The sequence below is a fragment of the Fundidesulfovibrio soli genome (genome assembly GCF_022808695.1).
In the GTDB taxonomy this organism is placed as follows: domain Bacteria; phylum Desulfobacterota; class Desulfovibrionia; order Desulfovibrionales; family Desulfovibrionaceae; genus Fundidesulfovibrio; species Fundidesulfovibrio soli.
The window spans coordinates 50,925-73,005 of the sequence record NZ_JAKZKW010000017.1 but is presented as its reverse complement, the minus strand read 5'-3'; the positions used below and the strand labels follow the sequence as shown (position 1 = coordinate 73,005).

The window sequence follows — 22,081 nt, the reverse complement described above, 5'->3', positions numbered from 1 at the left end:
TTTTCCAGATTTACCTGTCGTACCCGCCACAGGTCACATAGATGAAGGACTGAATGTCGATGTAGTCTCTTGGCTTAAGCTCGGTAAGCAGGTCGCGGTAGATGTCGCACATCTTGAGGTAGCACGAGTAGGTTCGCCAGTTGGGAGACGCGCTGTAGTTGAGGTTGAATCCCAGTCGGTCTGCCGCCGCCTGCGTTTCGGAAGGCTTGAGGTAGACGTGTCTGTGAGGCTGAGCGATGTAGGGCAATGCCGTGGCAACCGGCCAGGTGGCGACACGGCCGCTACGCCGCATGACCGGTAGTTCGCAGACAGCTTCGGCGTAGGGTGAGAAGGTTTCCTCGCTCACGGTAGGAGCGTCGAGCAGATTGAAGAGGGCCATGAAGTATCGCGAGGCAGCCGAACGATCAGCCAATGCTTCCTTGAAGAGAGGTTCTCCGAAGCGCTTGTCTAGGTAGTTGATGCTGGCGAGAACTTTAAGTGTCCTGCGACTCAATTCCTCTAAGTCTCCTTTCTCCAGGAGTTGCCTAGCCTGCCCTAGACCCAACAACTCTTCGTAGTGATAGGTTGCCTCCAGCTTATAGTTCCGCTCCCCGCAATTTCTGTCTCCGTAGTAGGCCGGATCGTAAAATCCATTAGGGAACTGGGCAGTGAATTTGGCCACAGCATCGGCGACCATGAGGCGTTTTGCCGGCAACAACCATTTCCCAGCAACCTCCCGTAGGGGCGGAAGGTTGTCCAGAATCGGATCGGATTGAATCTCTGCCAGAACCAAGGTTTCCTGTCTGTACTTCAGCGCGGACTGTTGCTCATTGGCATCCCGCCAGATGACATGGATGATGTCTCCGGCAACTGCCACGACCTTACCAGGCCCTAACGAAGGAGTCTTTGGATTTTGGACAAGTTGTCCTTCTCTCAGCTTGGATGGCGGCATTCTTATCTCTTTAGGTGTTGAGGTCTCTGCATACGAACAGCTTTATTTGGCGCGACCGATCCTGCCTATCGTCTACGGGCCGCTTGGCAGGTTCAAAGGGCATCTCTCGGGTAACTCCCCAGGCGATGTCCGGGCTTATACCAGCATCCCCTCCATGACGTCGTTTGCCATGTCCTCAGTGCCTCCCGGCATGACCAATGACTGAGCCTCAGGAAGCACTTCCACCTTGCCGCCTTCGCTCATGAGCTTCCTACATCGGAAGAACTGGTTTGGGGCGATGCTGTGCTTGCGGGTCTCATACGACGCTCATCCACCTCAGGGATGACTCCTCGACGATCCGAAGCCTCTCCGCCAATGGACAGCGATGACGCTGGACCTCGTTCAACAGTTCGACCGTGGAAAACTCATTAGCACTAGGTCTGGACATACCTCTAGCCTTACCTCCTCGGTTGGCCAGGGTGTCCGGTCAAATTGGGGGCTGCTCCAGTGGACGCATGGTGCCGGAGGGCTATGCCTACCGACTTATGACTGCAATCGATTGCAGGTGCCCCAAGGTCCGATTAGGCTCCGTTGCGGTGGGGGCGGTGGCATCCTTACTGGTCTCCTCAGAGCGATATGTGGCGGGTGGCCAGTTCAGCCGGACTCCCCCTGCTGTCCGTGGGAAGCGTCTATGCCAGGTATGCGGTGCCAATCCCGGCCAGCCCGGAAGAACCCAAACAGGGCGCAAAGGGATATCTTCCATTGCCCATTAACCTGATGAGCAAGGTGCTCATAAACAGCCGCAATCTGCCCCCTACACGTTTTTCTCGCCCTCCCCCTACCTTCCCTCCCCACTGCCAGCACGCGAGGCAAACCCCGTCTAGCGTGGCACCGCTGTGAGGCCCGCTTTGGCCGTACGCCCTCTGGAGTAGCCATCTGTAGGACCGGATGGTTGTCAGAAACCGACCCGGACGACGCTGGATTCAATCCCTCTTTTGCAGAATGCTAAGAAAATCGTTTGACGATGAACGTAAATTTCTGTCGCAGGACGCGGTTCGCATGCCATAACACTACTAGATAGTCATCCTTGTGCCAGCATTTATCATGAAAATTCAACGCAGAGTGAACAAGCTGACAAACAATCATTGATACAAATCAATACAAATGTATAATTGTAACAAATACGAATTCATATATAAGGAGATTTTACATGAAGATAGACACGGACAATGCAAGGCGATTTATTGTCGCTCTAGGGTCTGAAATTTACCCTGGCAGCATGCCCATCAATGTAATTCGCTCGGCTTGCCCTCTCGCAAAATGGAAGCACAAAGGTGGGAAGGACAGGAGTTATTCATTTTCAATCAAAATCTCTGACAAGCGCGCCCCCAGATTCCGGTGCAGCAAATGCGGCGCATATGGCACGCTCCCGAAACTCCTACACATGATGAACTGGCTCGAATCTGATCCCCACACCGAGGCGAGCATGATTCTGAGCAAATTCCCCGCGTTTGAGGATGGTGCAGGGGAGGCGTTTGCCACAGCCGGGCGTAGGATTCTCGTTACCAGCCAGAAACCGCCCGCCAGCATAGCCCAAGGTAGAGCAAAAGAGCAGGAAGTGCATGAGGACGTGCTGGCCAGCTATCCCCTGCTCGACGAGAGGTGCGAATTCAGTGCTTGCGACGAGGTGATCGCGTGGCTGGCCGGCGCATGCGGGGTAAACACGCAATCGATTGCAGATTTCCAACTCCGACTCTACCAGGACAATGAAGGGAGCGGGGTGGTCTTCCCTGTCATTGATCCATCCTCATTCCGCGTCTCCGATCTTTGGGTGCAGCGTATCGAACGGCACCCCTCCGCCGAGTTCAGGTTGTCTCAAAAGTCTCAGCACCAGGCGTTTGCCCAAGCCGCACCCAGGCTGTGGTTCGGCAATCACCTATGTGCACCGGGGCGGCCTTTGATCCTGGTGGAGGGAGCCCTTGATGCGCTCCGCCTGCGCACGCTATTTCCGAACATCAACGTTCTGGCCTCGTTAGGCCCACCAAGCGACGAACAGTTGGACTCTATTCACGCCCGACTAGTATTGCTCGGCTTTGGCGCGAATGATGTGGGACGCGGGTATGCTCTAAGGGCGGGTCGGAGGTGCCAAACCGACAAACTGGCTTGGCTAAACTGGGGGGTGGTAGGCGTGAAATATCCCCGGGAGCTGTCAGGCCCTGAACAGTTCAAGAAGGTGTACGACGCACGGAAAACCTGGGTGCAGGCCAACTCGGAAACCGGTTAGCCACCCTGCTCGTATCTCGGCTGATTCGGTTCGTCCGTGTCTGCCTCCGAGGCTCGCGGTGCCTTTGACAGAAGAATACTACTCATCGGGTAGGCTGCTGCCTCTTTGATGTGACCATACGTCAGGCGTTGTTAACTGGCCCACCGTCCCAAGTTCACCGTGTCTGAAAGACAAATCGTCAATAAGCAACATGACACTCAACGCTCGTTCGCCAGGTACGTCCTCGCGAGTTCCTTGCAGGTTTCGGCCAACTCCTTCCGCAGATCTTCGGGCTCCAAAAGTTCCGCGCCTCCTCCCAGGGAGAGTATCCATCGCTTCAGATCCATCCGACCCGAGGTTGTCAGGGTCAGCTCGATCCCGCCATCATCTAGCCGCCTGATGTTCTTGTCTTGAAAGTAACGGCGTTCCATCACGTATTTCACTTGGTCGGCGGAGATTCGGATCCTCGCGGTCACAGGGTCGTCGAAGATCAGGTCGAAGGCTTCCCCAAGTTTCCGCTTCGGGTCGAACCCTTCCGGATACTGGAACGAGTCTCTGGTCTCCTCAAGGCTATGGATGCGCTCCACGGCCAGCAACCGGATGTCGCCGTAGGCGGGCACGTTCACGAAAAGGTATAGCCCGCCCCGTCTCTCGAAGAAGTGCAACGGGTCGATGAGGAATGTCTTGCGGCATTCAGCGGAGAAAGAGTCGTAGGTCACCTGGCAGGTGCGCTCCGCGAGCATGGCCCTGGTCAGGCTCTCCACGATCTGCTCTTTGCCCTCAAGGCTTTTCTCGAATCCCTCGCTGAACAGGAACAGGGAACGGAATCTGTCCAGTTTGGGCATGATGCCTTTAGGCAGGAAGGCCTCGAATTTGGAGAAGGCCGTGGCCAGGGAATCCTCGATGCCGGACCCCCGGAAAGGTCCCGGGTCGCCCCCCGCGAGGTAGAGCCCAATCATCTCGCGAAGGGTGAGGTGCGGCGAGGGGACGCTCACGTTGGGCAACCGCTGTGCGTAGCCCTCCTCCAGTCGCCAGCGTTTCACCTTCTGCAATGGTATCTGCTCGTCATAGATGGGGAAGCCCATCTGCTGCATGATGTCGAACATTCGGTAGACTGATCGCTCGCTTACGGCGAGACCGTCTGAAAGTTCCCGCAGGGTGGCCCCTTGTGGGCGATTGAGAAGGTCGAGAGCCTGAAGAATCTTGGCTATCTGCTGCAATCGCATGGCACCCCCAAATATTTGAATCGTCCCTGACCGCTTCCGTCAGGGATGAACCCTAGCATCCAGGCATGGATACTTCAAACCGACTAGGGAGGCTGTCGTGAGAGACAAGAACGGCTCCGGCAAGGGATTGAGCGATTACGGGATTGTGTTTTTGACGGGAGGGATCGATTCGGGGACGTCACAGAGTGTGTGCGAGCGCATCATCGAATGCAATGTCTCTGGAGAGATCGACCACATGCAGCTCATCATCAACTCGCATGGAGGAGAGGTGAGCGCAGGGTTCGCCATCATCGACGTGATGGAGTGGTCTCGGATCCCGATCTACACCACGGGGCTCGGCATGCTCGCGTCGATGGGGCTCATGGTCTTCATGGCCGGCGAACCCGGCAGGAGGGTCCTCACGCCGCGCACCTCGATCCTCTCCCATCGTTTCCAGGGGATCAGGATGGGCAGCCACGGTGAACTCATCGCCGGGCGCAAGGGCGAAGACCTGACGCATGAGCGCATCCTCGACCACTACCTCCGCTACTCGAAAATGCGGACGAGGGAGCAGGCCGAGGAAACCCTGCTCAAGGAAGTCGACATCTGGGTCTCCGCCGAGGAGGCCATCGAATACGGGCTGGCTGACATTGTTGAAACCCCGCGCAGGCGCGGCGGACACGGCGGCAGGTGAGGCACATGGCCATGAAAGTTACGAATATCGCTACCCGGTTGAGGGAAATGGAAGTGCTGGGGAAAAGGGCGTTCATCGACAACTTGGATTACCTGCAGACCATGGAACTGTTAGTCGCGGTGCTGATGCACGCTGCCTCGCGCCGGATGGGCCGATACGATCATGAGAAGGTGGCCCAAGTAACCACAACGGGGGTGGAAGACGCCTTTGAGCGGCTCTATAGCTTCGATCTGGACTATCTGAACGCCTTGGCGTCGCAGCTGGATGAGACCATCGCCGGGCGGGTCCGGATCTCACTGGCTGGCGGTGAGGAATTCCACTTCGAACGACTGTCGCTGACGCATGGTCTGGACTGTTTCGAGCGGCGAATCGTTCTCCTGCTATTCTTCATGAACACCTCCCTTCGGACCAGGAGGATGATGATGAAGCTGCGGCTGATCGGGGACGAGCACAGGCCCGAGCTGACGGCTGGAACTGTGCTTGAGGCCCTCTCCGCGGGTTTTGCCGAGCAACTCCGCAATAGAAGGTACTTCGGCAGAGATTCCATCCTGATGAAGTACAATCTGCTGCACGACCGCTCCTTCGGGCTAGAGCAGGGGCAACTCATTGACCAGCGGATCAGGCTGCATCCTCGCATCGTCAACTTCATCCTGGGGGACGCAACGGTGTACGACGCCGATTTCCAGGGGATCGAAGTGCTGTCGCCCGCTGTGGATCAGGAGCGCATCGTTCTCCCCCCGAAAGTGCTGGAGGACGTCATCGCAGTGGCGAGGGGTTTCAAGGCCCGGATGGGCTCTGAGTTGGGGCGTTCCGTCTCGGAGTCAATTGGCTACGGCGACGGCCTGGCCATGCTCTTTCACGGGCCGTCCGGCACCGGGAAGACGATGCTCGCCCATGCCGTTTCCGCAGCCCTCAAGGCCCCTTTGGTAAGTATGGGCTCGCCCAACTTGGACACCGAAGGCGGGTACGCCGGCCTAGTGGAGAGGGTTTTCAGGGAAGCTCGGCTCCTCGGAGGTATCGTGTTCATTGACGAATGCGACGACTATTTTGAGGAGGGCACCCGGGCGAGCCGTGCGCTGCTGATCGAGCTGGAACGCTCCAAGTGTCTGACGATCCTGGCCACCAACCAGAAGATGCGGCTCGACCCAGCCCTGGACAGGCGCATTGCCCTCAAGGTGCCATTCGATCTGCCTGACGAGGCCATGAGACTGCGGATATGGGAGAAGCTGATCCCTTCGGGCTGTGCCCTCGACCCGGATGTGGATCTGAATGAGCTGGCCCACCGCTACGTGTTCAGCGGGGGCCTTATCAAAAACTCCCTGCTGATGGCCCTGGACAGGGGCCTTCATGCCGGGGGGGGCGGGGAACCCTGCCTCGCACGTCAGGGTCTCGTTGATGCGTGCGACCACCAGGCGCGTAGCCTCTTTGAGAAGTACGAATTCGGCTGCGTAGTGGTGCCGGAGGATAACTTGGATAGCCTTCCGTTGCGGCCCGCGGACAGTATACGGCTGAAGCACTTAGCTTCGTGCATCGCTGACGCCTCGGTAAAACAGCAACGGCTTCTCGTGATGGTGGCATGTCGCTGTCTGGAGACAGGGTTGGGCGCTACGAGGGCTGTCCTGGCTAGAGCAGGGCTCGCCTCACGCGAGTTCACGATGGAGGAGGCATTGGAGGGCCCCGGGGACAAGGAACTCCTGGACCCATTCACTCACGAGGAACTCGTGCCCAGGCATTTCATCTTCCGCAGACAGACGGGAGTGCGTGGAGCAGTTGTCCTCATCGATGAGACGGACCGGCTCAACCCGGCGGACCAGGATGGGACGGAGCTTCCCAAGGCCGTGGCGGAACTCCTCGCATCGGCGGAGGACTCCCATGATCCTGTGCTGCTTCTTACACGGAAAGTCCGCGGCTGGGAGCGCATCCCTATGTTGGATCATTGCGTCAGAATCCTCCCGCCGTCCGAAGAGGCACAACTCGGGCTATGGGAACGGCAGCTCCGCGATCAGGAGACTTGTGAAGGCATGCTCCTGGCCGCTCTGGGCAGGCACTCTCTGCACGGCGACGAGATAGACCGGGCAGCCCGGAAAGCGCGGGTGGTCTCCTGGGTGGAGTCCGGCTCCGCCAACAATGCGGGGATGTTTGTGGAGGAGGTCCTGTCGCGGGGGCGTCAGGGTGCGCCCATTCTGTTCGGGAACAAGGCGTGGGATTAGGCGGGCAAGCCGCCATGGAAGCAGGCGCCGGCAATACGTGCTTATACCCAGGGTCAGGCGCTGCCCGCCAGGGTCCGGTAGGAGCGCCCGGGATCCTGCGGCGAATCTTTTAGGAGGGATCATGTCTGACTCGTTCGAACGGCAGCGTCTGCTTCGTATGGTCTGGAATCTAATCAGACGCATGAACTGGACCCACCATACTGCTCTGGAGATCATCTCCTGGGTGGAAGAACATCAGGAGGCCTTGCGTGTCCCCGCACAAGTCCAGTCTATGCTCGCCAGCAAGATGGAAATGCCCATGAAGCAGCTCTGGGAAAGGCTTAAGGCGTATTTTGAGCGCAGGGTCACTGGCAGAAAAGCCGCTCGCCCCGGAGTCACCGAGATGCATATCCAGCGTGTTGGGTTGCTTTTCGGGCTGGATGAACTTGAGATGGAGATTCTGGGGTTGGCCCTGGCTTACCGCAACGAGGACGCTGCGGAGGCGCTGGTAGACGCAGCCACGGAGCGCAGACAGTGTGGGCCGGGGGTTGTGGCCGTGTTCCTGGGCGTGAGGCAGGACGAGGTGTTGCGGCGCCTTCAGAAGAAGTCCAGGCTGGTGGCCACAGGCCTGCTCGATGTGGAATTCGGATTCAGGCAATTCCGGGACGTGTTCACGGTGTCCGACAACCTGTTGAAGGCGATCGCACCTCCCCTGAAGAAGCCTGATGACTTGCGCGAGATGCTGTTAGGCGTTCCGGCTCCGGCGGAGCTGACTTGGGAAGATTTCCAGCATTTGGGTCAACAATGCGACCTGCTGGCCAAGTTGCTGGCCGGCGCGGCGAAGAGCGGAGAGCCGGGGGTGAACATCCTCGTGTATGGGCCTCCCGGCACGGGCAAGACGGAACTCTGCAAAACTGTGGCCGCGCATCTGGGCATGGCGATATATCCAGTCGGTGAATCCGACGACACCGGCGGCGAGCCTTGCAGGCGGGAACGGCTGCAGAACATGCGCATGACCCAGATGCTGCTGGCGAACCAACCCGAAGCCCTGGTGCTTTTCGACGAGATGGAGGACGTGTTCGACCGCAGCCCCCACCAGGAGAGGTTCTCCCGGGTGTTCGTACACCGGCTGCTGGAAACCAACACTCGTCCCATCCTGTGGACCTGCAACCACATCGACAGCTTCGACGCGGCGATCCTCCGGCGCATGAGCATGGCCATCGAGGTCAGATCGCCCGGTCCCAAAGTGCGCCAACGCGTCTGGACCCGGGTGCTCTCCAGGCACCGCATCGAGCTCCCGGAGGATAAAGTCCGGATGCTCGGCCGCGAATTCGACTCCCCTCCGGCGCTCGCGGACAACGCTGCCAGGGCCGCCCATCTGGCTGGAGGGGGCTGGGATGAGGTCCGTATGCTCGTCCGTGGCATGAACAAGGTGCTCACGGGACGCGACCGCTCCACCTCGGCGGTGGAGGACTTCCGGTTCGACCCCGACCTTGCCAGTGCGGACGTGAACCTGCGCGAATTGGCGGAACGGCTGGCTCAGGCTGGCTCAAGGCGGTTCTCGCTCTGTCTGTCCGGCCCTCCTGGTACCGGTAAGAGCGCGTTCGCCGGAGGTCTCGCCGAGCAGCTGGGCATGCCGGTGATCCGCAGAAGGGCTTCGGACCTGCTCTCCATGTGGGTGGGCGAGTCCGAGAAGTCCATCGCCGGAGCATTCGCGCAGGCCGCGTGCGAAGAAGCGATGCTCGTCTTCGATGAGGCTGATTCGCTGCTGTCGGAGAGGAGCACTGCGCGGCAAAGCTGGGAGGTGAGCCAGGTGAACGAGATGCTCACCTGGATGGAGTCGCACCCGCTACCTTTCGTGTGCACGACGAACCTCATGGACAGGCTGGACCAAGCCTCCCTGCGGCGGTTCGTGTTCAAGGTGGAGTTCAGCTACCTGCCTGTGGAAAGGCTACCGCAGGCCTTCTCCCGGTTCTTCGGCCTGGACGCCCCGGCTGGGAGCCTGGGCGGGTTCGACCGCCTGACCCCGGGTGACTTCGCCCTGGTCGCAAGGAAGGCTGCGATCTTGGGAAAGGGCAGCGACCCGGCGTGGCATGTGGAGATGCTTGGGAAGGAGATGCTGGCCAAGCCGGGGGGGAAGGGGAAGGCTATGGGGTTTTAGCGATAGCGATACAGGGCCGACTAGGTAAATACCTCGTCGGCCCTGTCGCATGGACGCCAGAGTCGTTCGCTGGCACAGCCACACTGGGTCTTATGGGCGTGCCCACGCATGTGAAGATGGATGGCGCAGCGCGGTATATTAATCACTTTCAAGTGATCAACCGTACTTTGTTCATTGGAGCAAATGTGCAATCGAAAGTGGAATGGTGTATATATGTGATTTTAATCCTAAAGAGCCGATGTTGACAGTGTTGCTATACGCTGAGACGACATCCGATCGTCATCCTGAGGGCTGAGAGGGCAAAAGTCATTATGGTTCCACGGGCATTTCTCGCGTACCAAACAACAAGAGCTAAATTTCCATCATCAACATAAATCGTACGCCAGGACAATAGCTTGGGATCATTTCTGTCGTTCACGTGAGCATATGATGTCCTCTGCTGCGGCAACGTGTCTTGAAAAACTTGGTGCATATGCGTACTCAAGGTTCTTAAAGATTACTGGTTATGCTATTGAAAACCGCAGCCTAATCACTCATCAGGAATACATAGAGTGTAAAAATGAAGGACCCAAACAACACGCTCAATAGTGTGGACAAGTGGAGAAGGCTAAAATTAGTCAAATGGATCACTAGAAGTCAATCCACAGAGACACAAAAGCACTAGAATATCATTGTTTGCCCAAGTGCGGCCGGGCATACGAGATGCACGCTTGTATCTTTCAAATCAGTTGCGCGCAGTGTGCCATTCTCCTCGAAACAGCAATAAGCACTCATCCAAAACCTAAATTTTCCGTAATCATAACGCACTGTATTACTGCAGGCCTGTACAGCAACTCTGTTAAGCTTATTTATATATTCTGTTACAGCCACCACAATCTCAATATAGTTTCCAAACCCAGATAACTTCCTGCTGTTAATTCTGATATACTCTCTGTCGTCATGCGACAAGTCGTAAAGTCCATCAATTGTCACGTCATTCCTTTCGTCTGTGCTATACGGATGCGTATGAAATGAACCAACTCTCTTGTAATATGGCCAGCATTCCTGGACGAATGAATGTTTCATGTCCATACATTCGAGATTGGGCTCGACACCCCCTTGCCCCTGTACCGCCGACGTATCAGCGCTGACGAAATTTATAGTGCATAACGTTTCGCCATTGGGGCCAGTTGAAAAATTTCCGAATAACGAGCCGTGCGTCTCTACTTCTTTTCTTCGCATATACCTATTTGCATTGCCTTGGATGGGGGTAATGTGGTTTACAGTGTAGGCTTCATAAGCGCTCAAAATTGTTTCAATGAATGCAACTTCAGACACGGAAACTATATATCCATTAAGATTTCTTTTGGGTGAGACATCGATTGTCGGCATAATGCCTCCTGCAAATTTAAGTGATTAGAGCGTGGTGCCATGTCGTTGGCGCGCAAGAGTTATTCACTCGTGTAAAACATACACATAACTTCATCAACGAATTAATGTCTGGCGCTCGCAAAAGCAAATGCGTACGTTCTCAACGGACTTCCAATTAGACGCACTCGCACATTAGCTGTCTTGACCTTGCTTGCCGCAAATTATGTTTATTCGAATTAATTACATATGTATAGTATGGACCCGCCTCGGGTATCCGTCCTCCCCCGCCCGCCATTTCATTGTAGTAGATAAAATCTTTAACCCTTGTGGCTTCAAAATGGTCAATAAGCCTGCGCTCCATAAGTACACAATTTTTATAGCCTTTCGTTTCACGCAAGACAACCACCACTTGCTAGGCAAGGTTCTGGCAATGCTCTATAAATCTGCGATCGTGGTCGTTAGTAATCTCCACCTTAAGATGGTCGTGATAACGAAAAAAATACCCCAGACTATGCTTCAGCGTAGTCAGGTTTGGCCATCCAACTTGCTTCTTCCCTCACACAACGAGCACACACTGCACTCCTCAATGTCTGGATTTTTTGCGCAGCCCCATTGCTTTCGTCTTTGAAAAATCGTGACGGATTGACAAATCTGAACCCGGGAGTGGCATGCGAAGCTGCTGCCTTCGGCCGAGGTAGTCCTGTTGTTGATCTCGGTCCCCCTTGGCCGCTCCGCCCAACCCGCACAGCGTCATCACCTCACCCACAACCGCCCCCCCAGCCCCGAATGCCTGACGACCCTGCGTTCGATAGACTTCAGAAACACATCGCCAGACAGGACCACGACGGCCTCTCGCTTCGCCCTGGTGATGGCCGTGTACAGCAGTTCCCTGGTCAGGATCGGGCTGTCCTGGTCCGGCAGCAGGAGCATCACTGCCTCGAACTCCGAGCCCTGCGATTTGTGCACGGTCATGGCGTAGACTTCTTCCACGTCCTGAAGCCTGGCGGGCGGGAAGCTCCTGTACCCTCCGTCCGCGCGGAAATGGACCTTCAATGAGCCGTCCTGTTCAGGCAGAGTCACTCCGATGTCTCCATTGAACAGTTTGAGGGCCGGGTCGTTTCTGCGCACCATCACCGGCTTGCCCGGATACCACCAGCCTCTGCCCGTGATGGCGCCGCGCTCCCTGAGTCTGCGCTCGATGAGGGCGTTGAGACTCTCCACTCCGTACGGCCCCTTCCTGAGCGGGGTGAGCAGCTGGAAGGCAGCCCAGGCCGCGAAGGCCTCCCCGGGGTCGCAGGCGACAAGGGCCTTCGCCGCGTGCTCCAGCACTGGGGCCAGCGCGTCCTCAAGACCCTCGGCGCTCCCAAGCTTCCGCCAAAACAAATCCTCGTGTGTAGATCTGAGCACTGAAGCGGTCCTTGCGGCGTCGCCGTCCCGCAATGCGGAGCTGATGGCCGCGATGCCGCTTGTGTCCTTGAACCGCCAGGTCTTGGTGAGCGCCACCACGGAGTCCGCCAGCGGGGACGCGCCGTCCCTGATGGAGCTCAAACGTGTCGCGGATGCGTCAACCTGAGCGAAGTCACTGATAAAACCGGGGGAGAAGCCGTGCTGATACTCCTCCTTGCAGATGTCGGAAAGCACGGCCCCGGCCTCCACAGAGGCCAGCTGGTCCCGGTCGCCCAGGAGGATGAGCCGTCCGTCTTCAGGCATCGCCCTTACCAATTTGGCCATGAGCGGCAGATCCACCATTGAGGCCTCATCCACGATGAGCACCGTGTAAGCCAATGGATCCTCTGCGCCGTGCCGGGGGACGGCCGCGCCGGGCTTCATGCCGAGCAGCCGGTGGAGCGTGGCGGCTTTCAAGGGTCCGTGCGCGACCAGAGACTCTGGGAGAGATATTCCCGCGAAAGCGGACGCCAACGACTCCGACAGCCGCGCGGCAGCCTTGCCCGTCGGGGCCGCAAGGCCGATGCGGCTGGGGGGGATATCTTCGAGCTCGGCCAGGAGGGCAACGATCCTGGCCACGGTGGTGGTCTTTCCTGTTCCCGGCCCGCCGGTGATAACGGTCAGCCTCCGGCGTGCCGCAGCGAATGCGGCAACTTTCTGCATATCCGGCCCAGAGGCGTCGGAGCCAGGGAAGAGCCTGCCGAGAATGGCGGCCAGTTTGCCGGAGTCCACCTGGAGCGCTCCGGCGGCCATGCCCGTAAGGGCTTGAGCCAGTTCCCTCTCGTAGCGGTGGTATCTGGCGAGGTACAGTCGGGTTCCGTCCAGGATGAGCGGTTCGAAGTCGCCAGGGCCGCCCACGCCGGGCATTCCGGCCAGGGCCTCGCGCAGGCGCTCCCGGTCCGGGAACTCAGCCGAGGCTTCCGGGAAGGTTGAGGAGAAGGGGTGCTCCAGGTCCAGGCAGACGTGGCCCATGCCAGTGGCCCGGCTTGTGAGAGCGGCCGCCAGGGCCAGATCGGGGAGGTCCTTGTTCGCCAGATTGCAGAGGCAGTTGGCGAGATGGAGGTCCATGCTCTCGAAGAAGCTCCCATCGCGGAGTCTGGTCACACAACCGTATTCAGTTTGCAGCATGTCCGGCCCTTCCTGCTGGCGGGGAGAGGATGGCTCTCTCCAGATCTTTCATGAATCCTCCAACCGGGCGGTCGAAGAATACCCCGTGACCTGGCCTGTCGGGATCGATCCCTCGAATGAAGAGGTAATGGACGCCCCCGAAATGTTCTTCGCGGTCATAGCCGGGAACCGTAGCCTCAAGATGGCGCTCAAGCGCGAGGCAGTAGAGGTGGTACTGGAGGAAGTACCAATGGGAGGCCATGGCGGTGGCCAGCCTCTCTGGGCTGTAGGCCTCCGGTCCAGACCCGAGCCGGTTGGATTTCCAGTCCAGCAGGTAATATCGGCCCCCGTGCCGGTAGAAGAGATCCATGGAGCCCGTGAGAAAACCTTCCCTGGGCCGAGCGTACCACCCTGACAGGGCATCATGCCAGGGGTGGGGGAAGGTGTCGCTCCATTTGCCATACACTGCCCTCATGTCCTGAGGGCGAAGCCGGGCCAAGGGGGTATGGAACCCAGCCTCCGCCCGACGCTCCGAGGGCAACACTTCAGCGAGTCTCACCCCTCCGGGCAATACGGCATCCAGCACTCGCCTGGCGAGGGTGGCCAAGTTCGGGGCGTGCGCTGTGTCCATCCCGTGCCTGGCCAATTGCGTGGCGGCGGATGCCTTGAAGAGGTCTGTGCCAGGGGCCTGGAAATCCATATTTTCGAAGAACTCGTGGTACATCACGCCCGCCAGGGTTCCGGCTGGAAGCTCGTGCGCTCGGGCCTCGTGTCCCTCAGAGGGGTCTGGCCCTGAATCCGGGGCAGCTTCCCCGGGCGCCTGCTCGTCATTCACTCGGCCGTAGCGCGTGCGCTCTCTAAATCCGGAGAGCGCGGTGAAGCTGGAAATGCCCCATTCGTCATCCATCTGGCGGGTGAAATCCAGTACGGAGCAACCCGAATGGTCGGGTCTTGCTTCAGGGGCTGCTCCTTCGCCCGGTGTCGGCAGGGCCGAGACGCTGATGCGGGGGTTGTGCGCAGCAAGCTGGGTCAGGGCCGTTTTCACGGAGTTTGCGTCATGGCCATCGCCCGCCACGCCCAGCAGCCTGGCCATGGGAGTGTTGGGACATTTGTTGTAGGCTCCCCAAGCCAGATAGCAGCGGGATTTTGCCCTGGTGACGGCCACGTAGAAGAGGCGCATGTCCTCCGAGGTCTTTTCCTGAAGGCCCAGCTCTTCCATCGCCGAAGCCCTGGCTTCGTCCAGGTCGAGGACGAACGCCCCGCCTCTGCTAGGGTCGTGGTAAGGTTCAGGGGGGTATAGTTTCGGCTCCCATCCGAGGTAGGGGCAGAAGACGATATTGAACTCGAGCCCCTTGCTGGCGTGAATGGTCATGATGCGCACGGCCGGGGCATCGGTCTCAAGCCGGAGCTTGCTTTCCTCGTCACGCCGGTTACCGTGAGAGGCGGAAGAAAACCAGGCCAGCAGGCCGTCCACCCCAAGGCCAGACTCCGCCTCAGCCGCATGGAGCAGTTCTAGGCAGTGCATCAGGTTGGTGAGCCGTCGCTCCCCTCCACTGTGGGCCAGCAGTCGCTGTCGCACGCCATACTCGGCCAGGAGGGCGGATGCGGCCCCCAACACTCCCTCCCGCTCCCAACGAATCCTGTAGCCTTCGAAGGAAACGAGGAGGTCGTCACGCAGCCGTTCGTCTTTCTCCAGACCGTCAAGCCTTTGCGCGTCCCAGCCGAGGAGGTCCGTGGCCAAAGCTCCACGCAGCAACCCCTCGTTGGAGAATCTAGCGATCGCCAGGAGCAGCATGTGCAACTCCATGGCCTCGCCGGTGTCCAGCACGTCCTCGGTCTGTTGGAGAACGCAGGGGATGCCACGCTCTGCCAACGCGTCGCGGACGATCCCGGCCTGCTTGTGGGACTTCACTAGCACGGCGAAGTCTGAGGACGAGAGCGGCCTTTGTACGGAAGAGCCGTGTTCCGCGAAAGTTGCCCGGCCTTCGGCGGAGAGGGTCAGGAGCCTAGCGATCTCTTCGGCCACGGCCTTGGCTATTGGTCGGGTGCTGCTGTCCTTGGTGACCTCCGAGCCCGGTTCCTTGCCGAAGTCCTCGGCCTTGAGATGCCAGATGCGCAGATTTGCAGCGCAGTCACCTTCCACCGTGAGACGCTCCGTGGCGACTTCCGAAGCGGTTGAACATTCGAAGGGGATGCCTTCGTGAACGAAGGGTCGCCTGGCTGGGCCGAACAGATCGCCCACGGCTTGGACCATGCCTGGGTCACTACGGTGATTGGTGGACTGAGTCAGGATGATTCCAGCTTTAGCCGTGGCTTCAAGGTAGGCGTGGATGTCCGCGCCCCGGAAGGCGTAGATCGCCTGCTTCGGGTCACCGATGCAGTAGAAGGGGTGAGGCGCTTCGGAAAAAAGCGTTGAGAATATATGGTATTGAAGCGTGTCTGTATCCTGGAACTCGTCTATGAGCGCAGCCTTGAAGCGCTCCCTGATGCGCTGTCTCAGCAGGGAGCCATGGCCAACGAGCAGGGCATCGTGCAGGGTGACGAGCAGGTCCGAAAAGCCGAGAATGCCCCTCGCCTGCTTGAGTGCCTGCAGACTGGAAGGGAAATCCTGCGAGAATCCGATTCGCAGACGGACCAAGAAGGCGCTCATCGCTCGGCCAAGTGTTTCGAGGGACTCCGCCAACTCGTCGCACAGCATAAAGAAGGGGTGGCTCGGCGCGTTCTGGCCCTTTTTCAGCGCGTTCAGTATGGATTGGCTGCAGAGTTTTCCAACACATTTCGGCATGGGGCCGAGGGGGATCCTGTCGTGGGCGAAGTAAGCATCCAACTCGGCGGACAAGTCTGTCATGTCTTCCGGCTTGTATGACTTCCTGCTCAGGGCCGTCTGTTCCCGCAGGAGTCGGGCGACCCTCTCGCCGTGCCGTGTCCACCCGTCGGCGGCCCGCTGGTAAACTCTGTCCGCAGCTTCGAATGCCAGCGCCAAGTCCGGGGCGGCGGGGTCTGCATCAAGAACATCGATAAGAGGGTGGCAACCGAGGAGCTTCGCCAGCCCCTCCAGGCTGTCGATCAGCCCTCCTGCCAGGGCCGTGTGGGTGGAAACCTCGTCGGCCGTCTGTATGTTTCGTCGAAAATAATCCTCAACCAATTGAAGGATGAGACGGCTCTCATCCGTGATCAACTCGTTGTTGAAGGCCGCACCGCACTCAAAGGCGAAGTCGGTCAGCATACGTCGGCAGAAGCCGTGGATGGTGTAAATCCCGACCCGGTCAAGGTCGCGGGCCGCATTGGAGAGACGTTTCTCCGCTAATTCTGGGTTGACGCGCGCCAGCAACCCGGCCAGGAAATCGTCCGGCTCGGCGGTCCCTTTCGACACCAGCACCCCACGCGCCTGCGAGATGCGCGCACGTATGCGAGTCTTGAGCTCGGCGGTTGCGGCCTCGGTGAAGGTGACGACCAGGATGCTCCCGACGTCCAGCCCGGCCTCCACCACCAACCGCAGATACAGAGCGGCCAGAGCGTATGTCTTGCCGGTTCCGGCGCTGGCCTCGACGATGACGTTGCAATCGGAGAGCGGTGCGTTGAGCAGATCCAAAGGCCTGCGTGCTGGGCTAGACATGGATTTCCTCCGCATGCTCCAACATCGGCGTGAGTATCGTCAGAGCCGTTTCCTGGAATTCGGGCTCCTCAAGATGGCTTTCGTTCGGGAAGCAACGAGCCATGTGGGCGTCCTCCCCTTCCCCCGGTACTGTGATACTAGGCGTGGAGAATCCAAACCAGGCCTTGCGAGCATTCGATACCCCCTCGTAGGCCGGCTTCCGCTTGGTCACGACCGTCTGGGCGAACTCCGTGGAGGTTTTGGGAAAGAAGGGGAGCGGCTCCCTCATCCCCTGGCGCAGGAATCCGACCAGCACCGCCAACTCTCTCTTCGCATCGGCGGGAGGCCGGAAGCGCAGGCACGGCCCCTGTGAACCGATGACAAGCGTCTCCCGGGGCTCGCCGGTGAGTGCGTTCACGAACAGATGGTCCAGCCAGGCCTTCAGTTTGTCTTTGGACTTGATGGTGGCCGGCCTGTAGCGGAGCATCCGCTTCTTGTAGACCAGCGCCGCCTCGCCCGTGAGCACTGCGCCGTCCAACGACACCTCGCCGCATTCGAGCGTGGCGCCGTCCTCAGGCGTGCAAGCCATGATTCTTTCCCGCATGGAAGAAACGAGGTCGCCTGCATCCTTGGCGAACAACACCCCCGGGGTTCCCGGCGGGAGGCGATTGGAATGTTCGAGCCACGGCATGAGTTCGTTGACATCAGACCCCGCCAGGACGCTATCCAGCATCTCCTTGTGCAGGATGTACTCGGAGAGCTTGTCCAGACCCTCCAAAGGCTCTGATGAACCAGCCACATCGCTGATGCGGGGGAGAAAGACCCCCAGACGCTTCTCCAAGAAAAACCTGGACGGGTTGTCCAGGAACGAGCGCAACAGCCCCAGTGGCAGCGGGTTTGGCAACAGGCCAGGGTTATCCGGCAGTATCGAGCGGAAGGCAGCCGGCGGGACAAGGGGCGGCGAGAGGCACTCGAGATGATCCCTTGAGAAGCTGAACAGCCTCGAACCGGCCTTTTGGGTGAAATAGTCGGGGTGGTGCGCCTGGAGGTGGTGGACTCTGACGATGTGATCGCGCACGCTTGGCCGCATCGCGTCCGGGAAGCGGGAGCAGACGTATTCCAGCAACTCGGCCACGAGGATGCTGGGCGGCAATTCCGCGTTTTGGGTCTGGGTGCGCCCCATATAGCTTAGTAGCAGGAATTCCCGGGCGGAGAGGATCGCCTCCAGCAGGAGCCTCCGGTCGTCGTCGCGCTGGCAGGGATCTCCAGGGCGAGGGTGTACGGCCATCAGGTCGAACCCTGGGCGACGGTCGGCCCGGGGGAATTCGTCCGATAGCCCAATGACAGCTATAACCTTGAACGGCACCCCGCGTAGCGCGCTCATGTCCGCGAAGGTCACTGCACCGCTGAAAAGCCCCTTGGAGACGATGCCGGAGCCCACGCCGTCCGTGAGGATTGCCCTCACCACGGAGAGGTCAACGCGCTCCACGCCCTGGGCAACTCCCTGTGCTTCCGCAGCTTCGTCCATGCAGTCTCGCACGCCGTCCAGTTCCTCCGCGAGGTCGCTGTCGAAGAGGTTGTCGATGATGGCGTCTATGCGCGCCTTCCACCCCGCCATGGTCTCCGGGTCATCCAGGGGAGCAAGGGCGCGGATCAGGGCAGACAGGAAGTCCAGCAGGCGGCCTAGGATGATGGCGTCGCTGCCCTCCACGAGATCCAGGGGGGCTACGTTCCCGTAGATCGCGTGAGAGTCCGGAGGCATGGCGTGGCCAAGCGTCAAGCGCAAGCACGCGGAGTTCCATGTGTAGGCCTCGAGTCCGGGCAGTCCGATATTCTCTTTGTCGCGCCCGTCGATACCCCATATCGCGCCGGCTTCTTCCAGCCAGGAGGCGATCAGGGACAGGTCCGCTTCGTTGAGCCCAAAACGGACACGCACCGCCTCGCATTCAAGCAGGTCGAGCACGTCATCCTTGCGCCAGCGCTCCAGCTGAATCTCCAGAAGGCGCATGAAGGTGCGCACCAGGGCGGACGGTCCGAGCGGATCAGAGGATGTGACACTGTACGGAATGCTGTGGCTTTCGTCCGGGCCGCGGTCGAACACAGCCTGGATGTAACCCTGGTATTTCCGCAGATCAGGGCTCAGCACCAGGATATCCCTGGGTTCGATATCCGTCCTGTTCTGGAGAATCCAGAGCAAGTTGTCTTTCAGAATTTCGACCTCGCGCATCGGACCGTGGCAGCAGTGGATCTGAAACGAGTGAGGTTCGGGGGCTGGTGGCGCGGCGGCCCTTCCGCCGAGCAGGTCATCCTGTAGCATCCCAAGAAGGGTTGGACGGTTGGACGCAGAGAAAAGGGACGTGACGTCCGCGGCCTGGTGCAAGAGGCGTCGCCTGAAATGGCCACCGGAGTCGTTCCATCCCGCCAGAGCGGCGTCTTCGAGGCCGGAACTCGTCCAATCCCCCGGTTCGAGCATGTGGAACGTCACGGGAACCCGGGCGGACAGGGCCTGGAAGATGTCGAGGTGGTAGTCCGGCTGAGAGGCGATTCCGAAGAAGTCAATCCGACGGGGCAACGCCTCCAATGGACAGGACACCACAGCATCAAGGAACTTCCTTTTCAGGTCGGCTCTGTGCGGCGCGGAACCCGGGGGGATCATGTTCCCCCAGAGCTCGGCCTGCCAGGTTTGGTGTTCCGAGCCGATGTCCTTAAAGCCCCCGGCGTCCAAGGCGTGGATCATTTCCGGCCGGAATATGAGGTATCTGTCAAAGGTCCTGGCGATCTCGCGGGAGAGTTGCCAGCGGTTGAGAGTGGGCGTGCCGAGTAGGTAGGCCCGCACCGGAGAGAAGGCGTCGCCCTCAGGGATGTCACGCAGCAGATCCAGCACACGCCAAGTCATCACCGGCAAGCTGTCTGCCCGCGCGCCGCATCCCTTTCCGAGCACACGGTCGAACAACTCGTAGGCCAGCATCACAGGGAACGGGAATGAGTACCCAAGGCATACTCCCTGCCGCCGGGCGATTTCCAACCGCAGGAAGCGCTCCATCCCCCGGCTTTGCACCACCACGGCGCGTGTCTCGAAAGGGGAATTCGCCGTGCCCGCGCCATCGAGCAATTGCTGCAAAAGCACTTCCAGACGGTTCCCTGTGATCACCGAGAGTTCGGGCATGCTGTCGTCTCCGTGTTTGAGTCGGTTTTACGATAGCACCGGGGCTCCATGGGTACAAGAACAGCTATCAGAACAGGCCCAAACTGACGTAATGCGCATGATCTCGGGGAAAGGGATCAGCCTCGCTCCATCCTTCCTGCGTGAGGTCGGATATGATGTGCCGTCTCGCCGCTTCTGCGGCCTGAAGGCCGAAAAGACGGGCGACGTCCCGGATGCCAGCCTCGTGATGCCGTAGCTTGCGGTGGCGCATGCCGTATGGGGGGTTCCCGGCGAACTCGTCCAGCCAGAGGTGTACCTCGCCGAATGCTTGACCGAACATCTCCATGGACTCCCTGCAGTGCTGCTCGTAGGAAGGCATATTCCCTCCGGCAAGTTGATTTTGTTCGTGAAGTGGGTTTTTCTTCAGCGCGTGAAAGGCTCTGGTGAAGACCTTCGCCCACGGGCGTTCCATTATCTGGAATTCACAGAGCCTACCCGTAACACGAGGAATGAGAGGGAAGCATGCCGCAGAAACTTGATCCGGACTCAACCGCCGCAACCAAGATCCTGGCGCTATACACCATGCTCGTGTTCCGGCCGGCCGGATTCTTTTTGGGGGAACTGGCGGACAAACTCAATTGTTCCAAACAGACAGTCCTGCGGTTGTGCACACAACTCGAATGCTTCTCGGCTGAGTTCCGCACGGAAGTCGTGGGAGGGCGACGCCGGTACTGGCTGGACGTCCCTCGCCTTCGCCCTGCGTTGGGCATGGCGGCGCACTCGATAAACTGCTTGGCCCTGTGCAAGAACCTCGCGAGCCACCTGCTGCCGGAAAGCATGTTGGAGGAGGCGGAAGAGGCCATCGGTAAAGCATCTCTGCTCCTGGCCAATCTGGAGGAAAGGGGCGGGGCGATGGAAGCCCCGGTCAGAGTCCTGGGCAAGGGCTATATCGACTACAGCCCCCGCCAAGCCGACCTGGTGCGCCTGTTGGAGGCGTCCAAGAAGCGCCTTGTTTGCGAGGTCCAATACAGGAAATCGGACATTGATGATGCCAGGACGCACCACTTCCTGCCGCACAGGATTGTCGCTCACCATGGGTCGCTCTACGCGGACGGCTGGGCGATCGAGGATTCGCCGCCCAACAGGGTACGCTTCCCCATGGTTCTGGCAGTGCACAGGGTCGTTTCCATGGCAATCACGAGCATTCCGGCACCGGATGGGACCGAACCGTCTGCGTACAACGGGCAGCGGACGTTTGGAGTCATGATCGGGCAGTCGGTCGGGGCCGTTGTGGAGTTTGCGCCTCAGGTTGCCCAGTACGTGCGGGAACGCATCTGGAGCGACGACCAATCCCTGGTGGATATGCCCGGCGGGGGAGTGCGGTTGGAGTTTACTGGCGGGGACATCGACGAGGTCGCCTCCTGGGTGTTGAGTTTCGGCTGCCAAGCCAAGGTCGTAGGACCTGAAGAACTCAAATCCAGAATCGCTAAGGATGTTTTGGCCATGTCGGAATTCTATCAAGGAGGGTAACGATGCATTGGAACCAACAGTGGGAGACCTACATCCCGGAGGACATGCACAGGATCGCTGCGGTGATCGCCGAACGGGTGCCTGTGAGGGAGGGTGTTATTCTTCAAGAGGCTCCCGCTCTGCTCGGAGGGGAACTGCAGGATATCATTTCAAGGCATACTGAGGGTGAAGTTAACTGCTACCCTGGCACTCCCTCAAAAGGTTGCTACAGAATGGCCTACTTCATCTACCTGGAGGGGGTCCTGCGCGGGGGAGGGCGTTGGCCATTTAACTTTGAAGGAATGATTCATGAGATCGTCAACCATTGCGCCCGGACGAAATGCGGAAATGTCACCAGGGACGTGAGGATCATCACTGACACCTGGCGTCCCGTCGACATCGACAAATGGCGGCCTGCCCTGTCATCGCTGCTGCTGGACGGCATTCAAATAACAAGCGTGCTGGTCACACCTGGAGGAGGGACATTCCCAGTGCGTCTGATCTGAC

General features: G+C 59.2%; 13 protein-coding genes and 1 pseudogene. 6 read left to right on the top strand and 8 right to left on the bottom strand.

What is annotated here, in order from left to right:
- Nucleotides 1-10 precede the first annotated feature (10 nt).
- Both MLE18_RS13835 and MLE18_RS13830 read right to left on the bottom strand, forming a co-directional pair.
- On the bottom strand, nt 11-931 hold the full coding sequence (locus MLE18_RS13835) for a hypothetical protein (RefSeq protein ID WP_243439390.1): 921 nt from the start codon (nt 929-931) through the stop codon (nt 11-13).
- A gap of 216 nt (nt 932-1,147) precedes the next feature.
- Nucleotides 1,148-1,358 (bottom strand): annotated as a pseudogene (locus tag MLE18_RS13830) (IS3 family transposase); the annotation flags it as partial.
- 762 nt (nt 1,359-2,120) lie between these two features.
- Here MLE18_RS13830 and MLE18_RS13825 point away from each other — a divergent pair.
- The gene (locus tag MLE18_RS13825) at nt 2,121-3,194 is read left to right on the top strand and encodes a toprim domain-containing protein (protein WP_243439389.1); all 1,074 of its coding nucleotides are present in this window, start codon (nt 2,121-2,123) and stop codon (nt 3,192-3,194) included.
- Nucleotides 3,195-3,391: 197 nt separating this feature from the next.
- On the opposite strand, the gene MLE18_RS13820 is transcribed toward MLE18_RS13825, so the two are convergent.
- Nucleotides 3,392-4,279 carry a helix-turn-helix transcriptional regulator gene (locus tag MLE18_RS13820; RefSeq protein WP_243439388.1) on the bottom strand — a complete coding sequence of 296 codons (888 nt, stop codon included), beginning with the start codon at nt 4,277-4,279 and terminating at the stop codon, nt 3,392-3,394.
- 217 nt (nt 4,280-4,496) lie between these two features.
- On the opposite strand from MLE18_RS13820, the gene MLE18_RS13815 reads away from it, so the two are divergent.
- The 3 genes from MLE18_RS13815 to MLE18_RS13805 all read left to right on the top strand — a co-directional run bounded on the left by MLE18_RS13815 (nt 4,497) and on the right by MLE18_RS13805 (nt 9,422).
- On the top strand, nt 4,497-5,072 hold the full coding sequence (locus MLE18_RS13815; protein ID WP_336605584.1) for an ATP-dependent Clp protease proteolytic subunit: 576 nt from the start codon (nt 4,497-4,499) through the stop codon (nt 5,070-5,072).
- A gap of 5 nt (nt 5,073-5,077) precedes the next feature.
- Nucleotides 5,078-7,282, top strand: a complete 2,205-nt coding sequence (locus MLE18_RS13810) for an AAA family ATPase (RefSeq protein WP_243439387.1) — start codon at nt 5,078-5,080, stop codon at nt 7,280-7,282.
- 121 nt (nt 7,283-7,403) lie between these two features.
- The gene (locus tag MLE18_RS13805; protein ID WP_243439386.1) at nt 7,404-9,422 is read left to right on the top strand and encodes an AAA family ATPase; all 2,019 of its coding nucleotides are present in this window, start codon (nt 7,404-7,406) and stop codon (nt 9,420-9,422) included.
- A gap of 660 nt (nt 9,423-10,082) precedes the next feature.
- On the opposite strand, the gene MLE18_RS13800 is transcribed toward MLE18_RS13805, so the two are convergent.
- From MLE18_RS13800 to MLE18_RS13780, 5 genes are all read right to left on the bottom strand, one after another.
- A complete protein-coding gene (locus MLE18_RS13800; protein ID WP_243439385.1) occupies nt 10,083-10,793 on the bottom strand; it encodes a hypothetical protein in 711 nt (236 codons plus the stop codon).
- Between the two features lie 732 nt (nt 10,794-11,525).
- On the bottom strand, nt 11,526-13,346 hold the full coding sequence (gene recD, locus MLE18_RS13795) for an exodeoxyribonuclease V subunit alpha (protein WP_243439384.1): 1,821 nt from the start codon (nt 13,344-13,346) through the stop codon (nt 11,526-11,528).
- Nucleotides 13,333-16,941 carry an exodeoxyribonuclease V subunit beta gene (gene recB, locus MLE18_RS13790; RefSeq protein ID WP_243439383.1) on the bottom strand — a complete coding sequence of 1,203 codons (3,609 nt, stop codon included), beginning with the start codon at nt 16,939-16,941 and terminating at the stop codon, nt 13,333-13,335. Before recB ends, recD begins: the two co-directional genes overlap by 14 nt.
- Nucleotides 16,934-20,086 (bottom strand): exodeoxyribonuclease V subunit gamma, encoded by a 3,153-nt coding sequence (locus MLE18_RS13785; RefSeq protein ID WP_243439382.1) that lies wholly within the window; start codon nt 20,084-20,086, stop codon nt 16,934-16,936. Before MLE18_RS13785 ends, recB begins: the two co-directional genes overlap by 8 nt.
- 67 nt (nt 20,087-20,153) lie before the next feature.
- Nucleotides 20,154-20,537, bottom strand: a complete 384-nt coding sequence (locus MLE18_RS13780) for a DUF6915 family protein (protein WP_243439381.1) — start codon at nt 20,535-20,537, stop codon at nt 20,154-20,156.
- A 50-nt stretch (nt 20,538-20,587) separates the two neighbouring features.
- Here MLE18_RS13780 and MLE18_RS13775 point away from each other — a divergent pair, with 50 nt between their 5' ends.
- A complete protein-coding gene (locus MLE18_RS13775; protein ID WP_243439380.1) occupies nt 20,588-21,595 on the top strand; it encodes a helix-turn-helix transcriptional regulator in 1,008 nt (335 codons plus the stop codon).
- Nucleotides 21,596-21,597: 2 nt separating this feature from the next.
- On the top strand, nt 21,598-22,080 hold the full coding sequence (locus tag MLE18_RS13770; protein WP_243439379.1) for a hypothetical protein: 483 nt from the start codon (nt 21,598-21,600) through the stop codon (nt 22,078-22,080).
- The last annotated feature ends 1 nt before the right edge of the window (nt 22,081 follow it).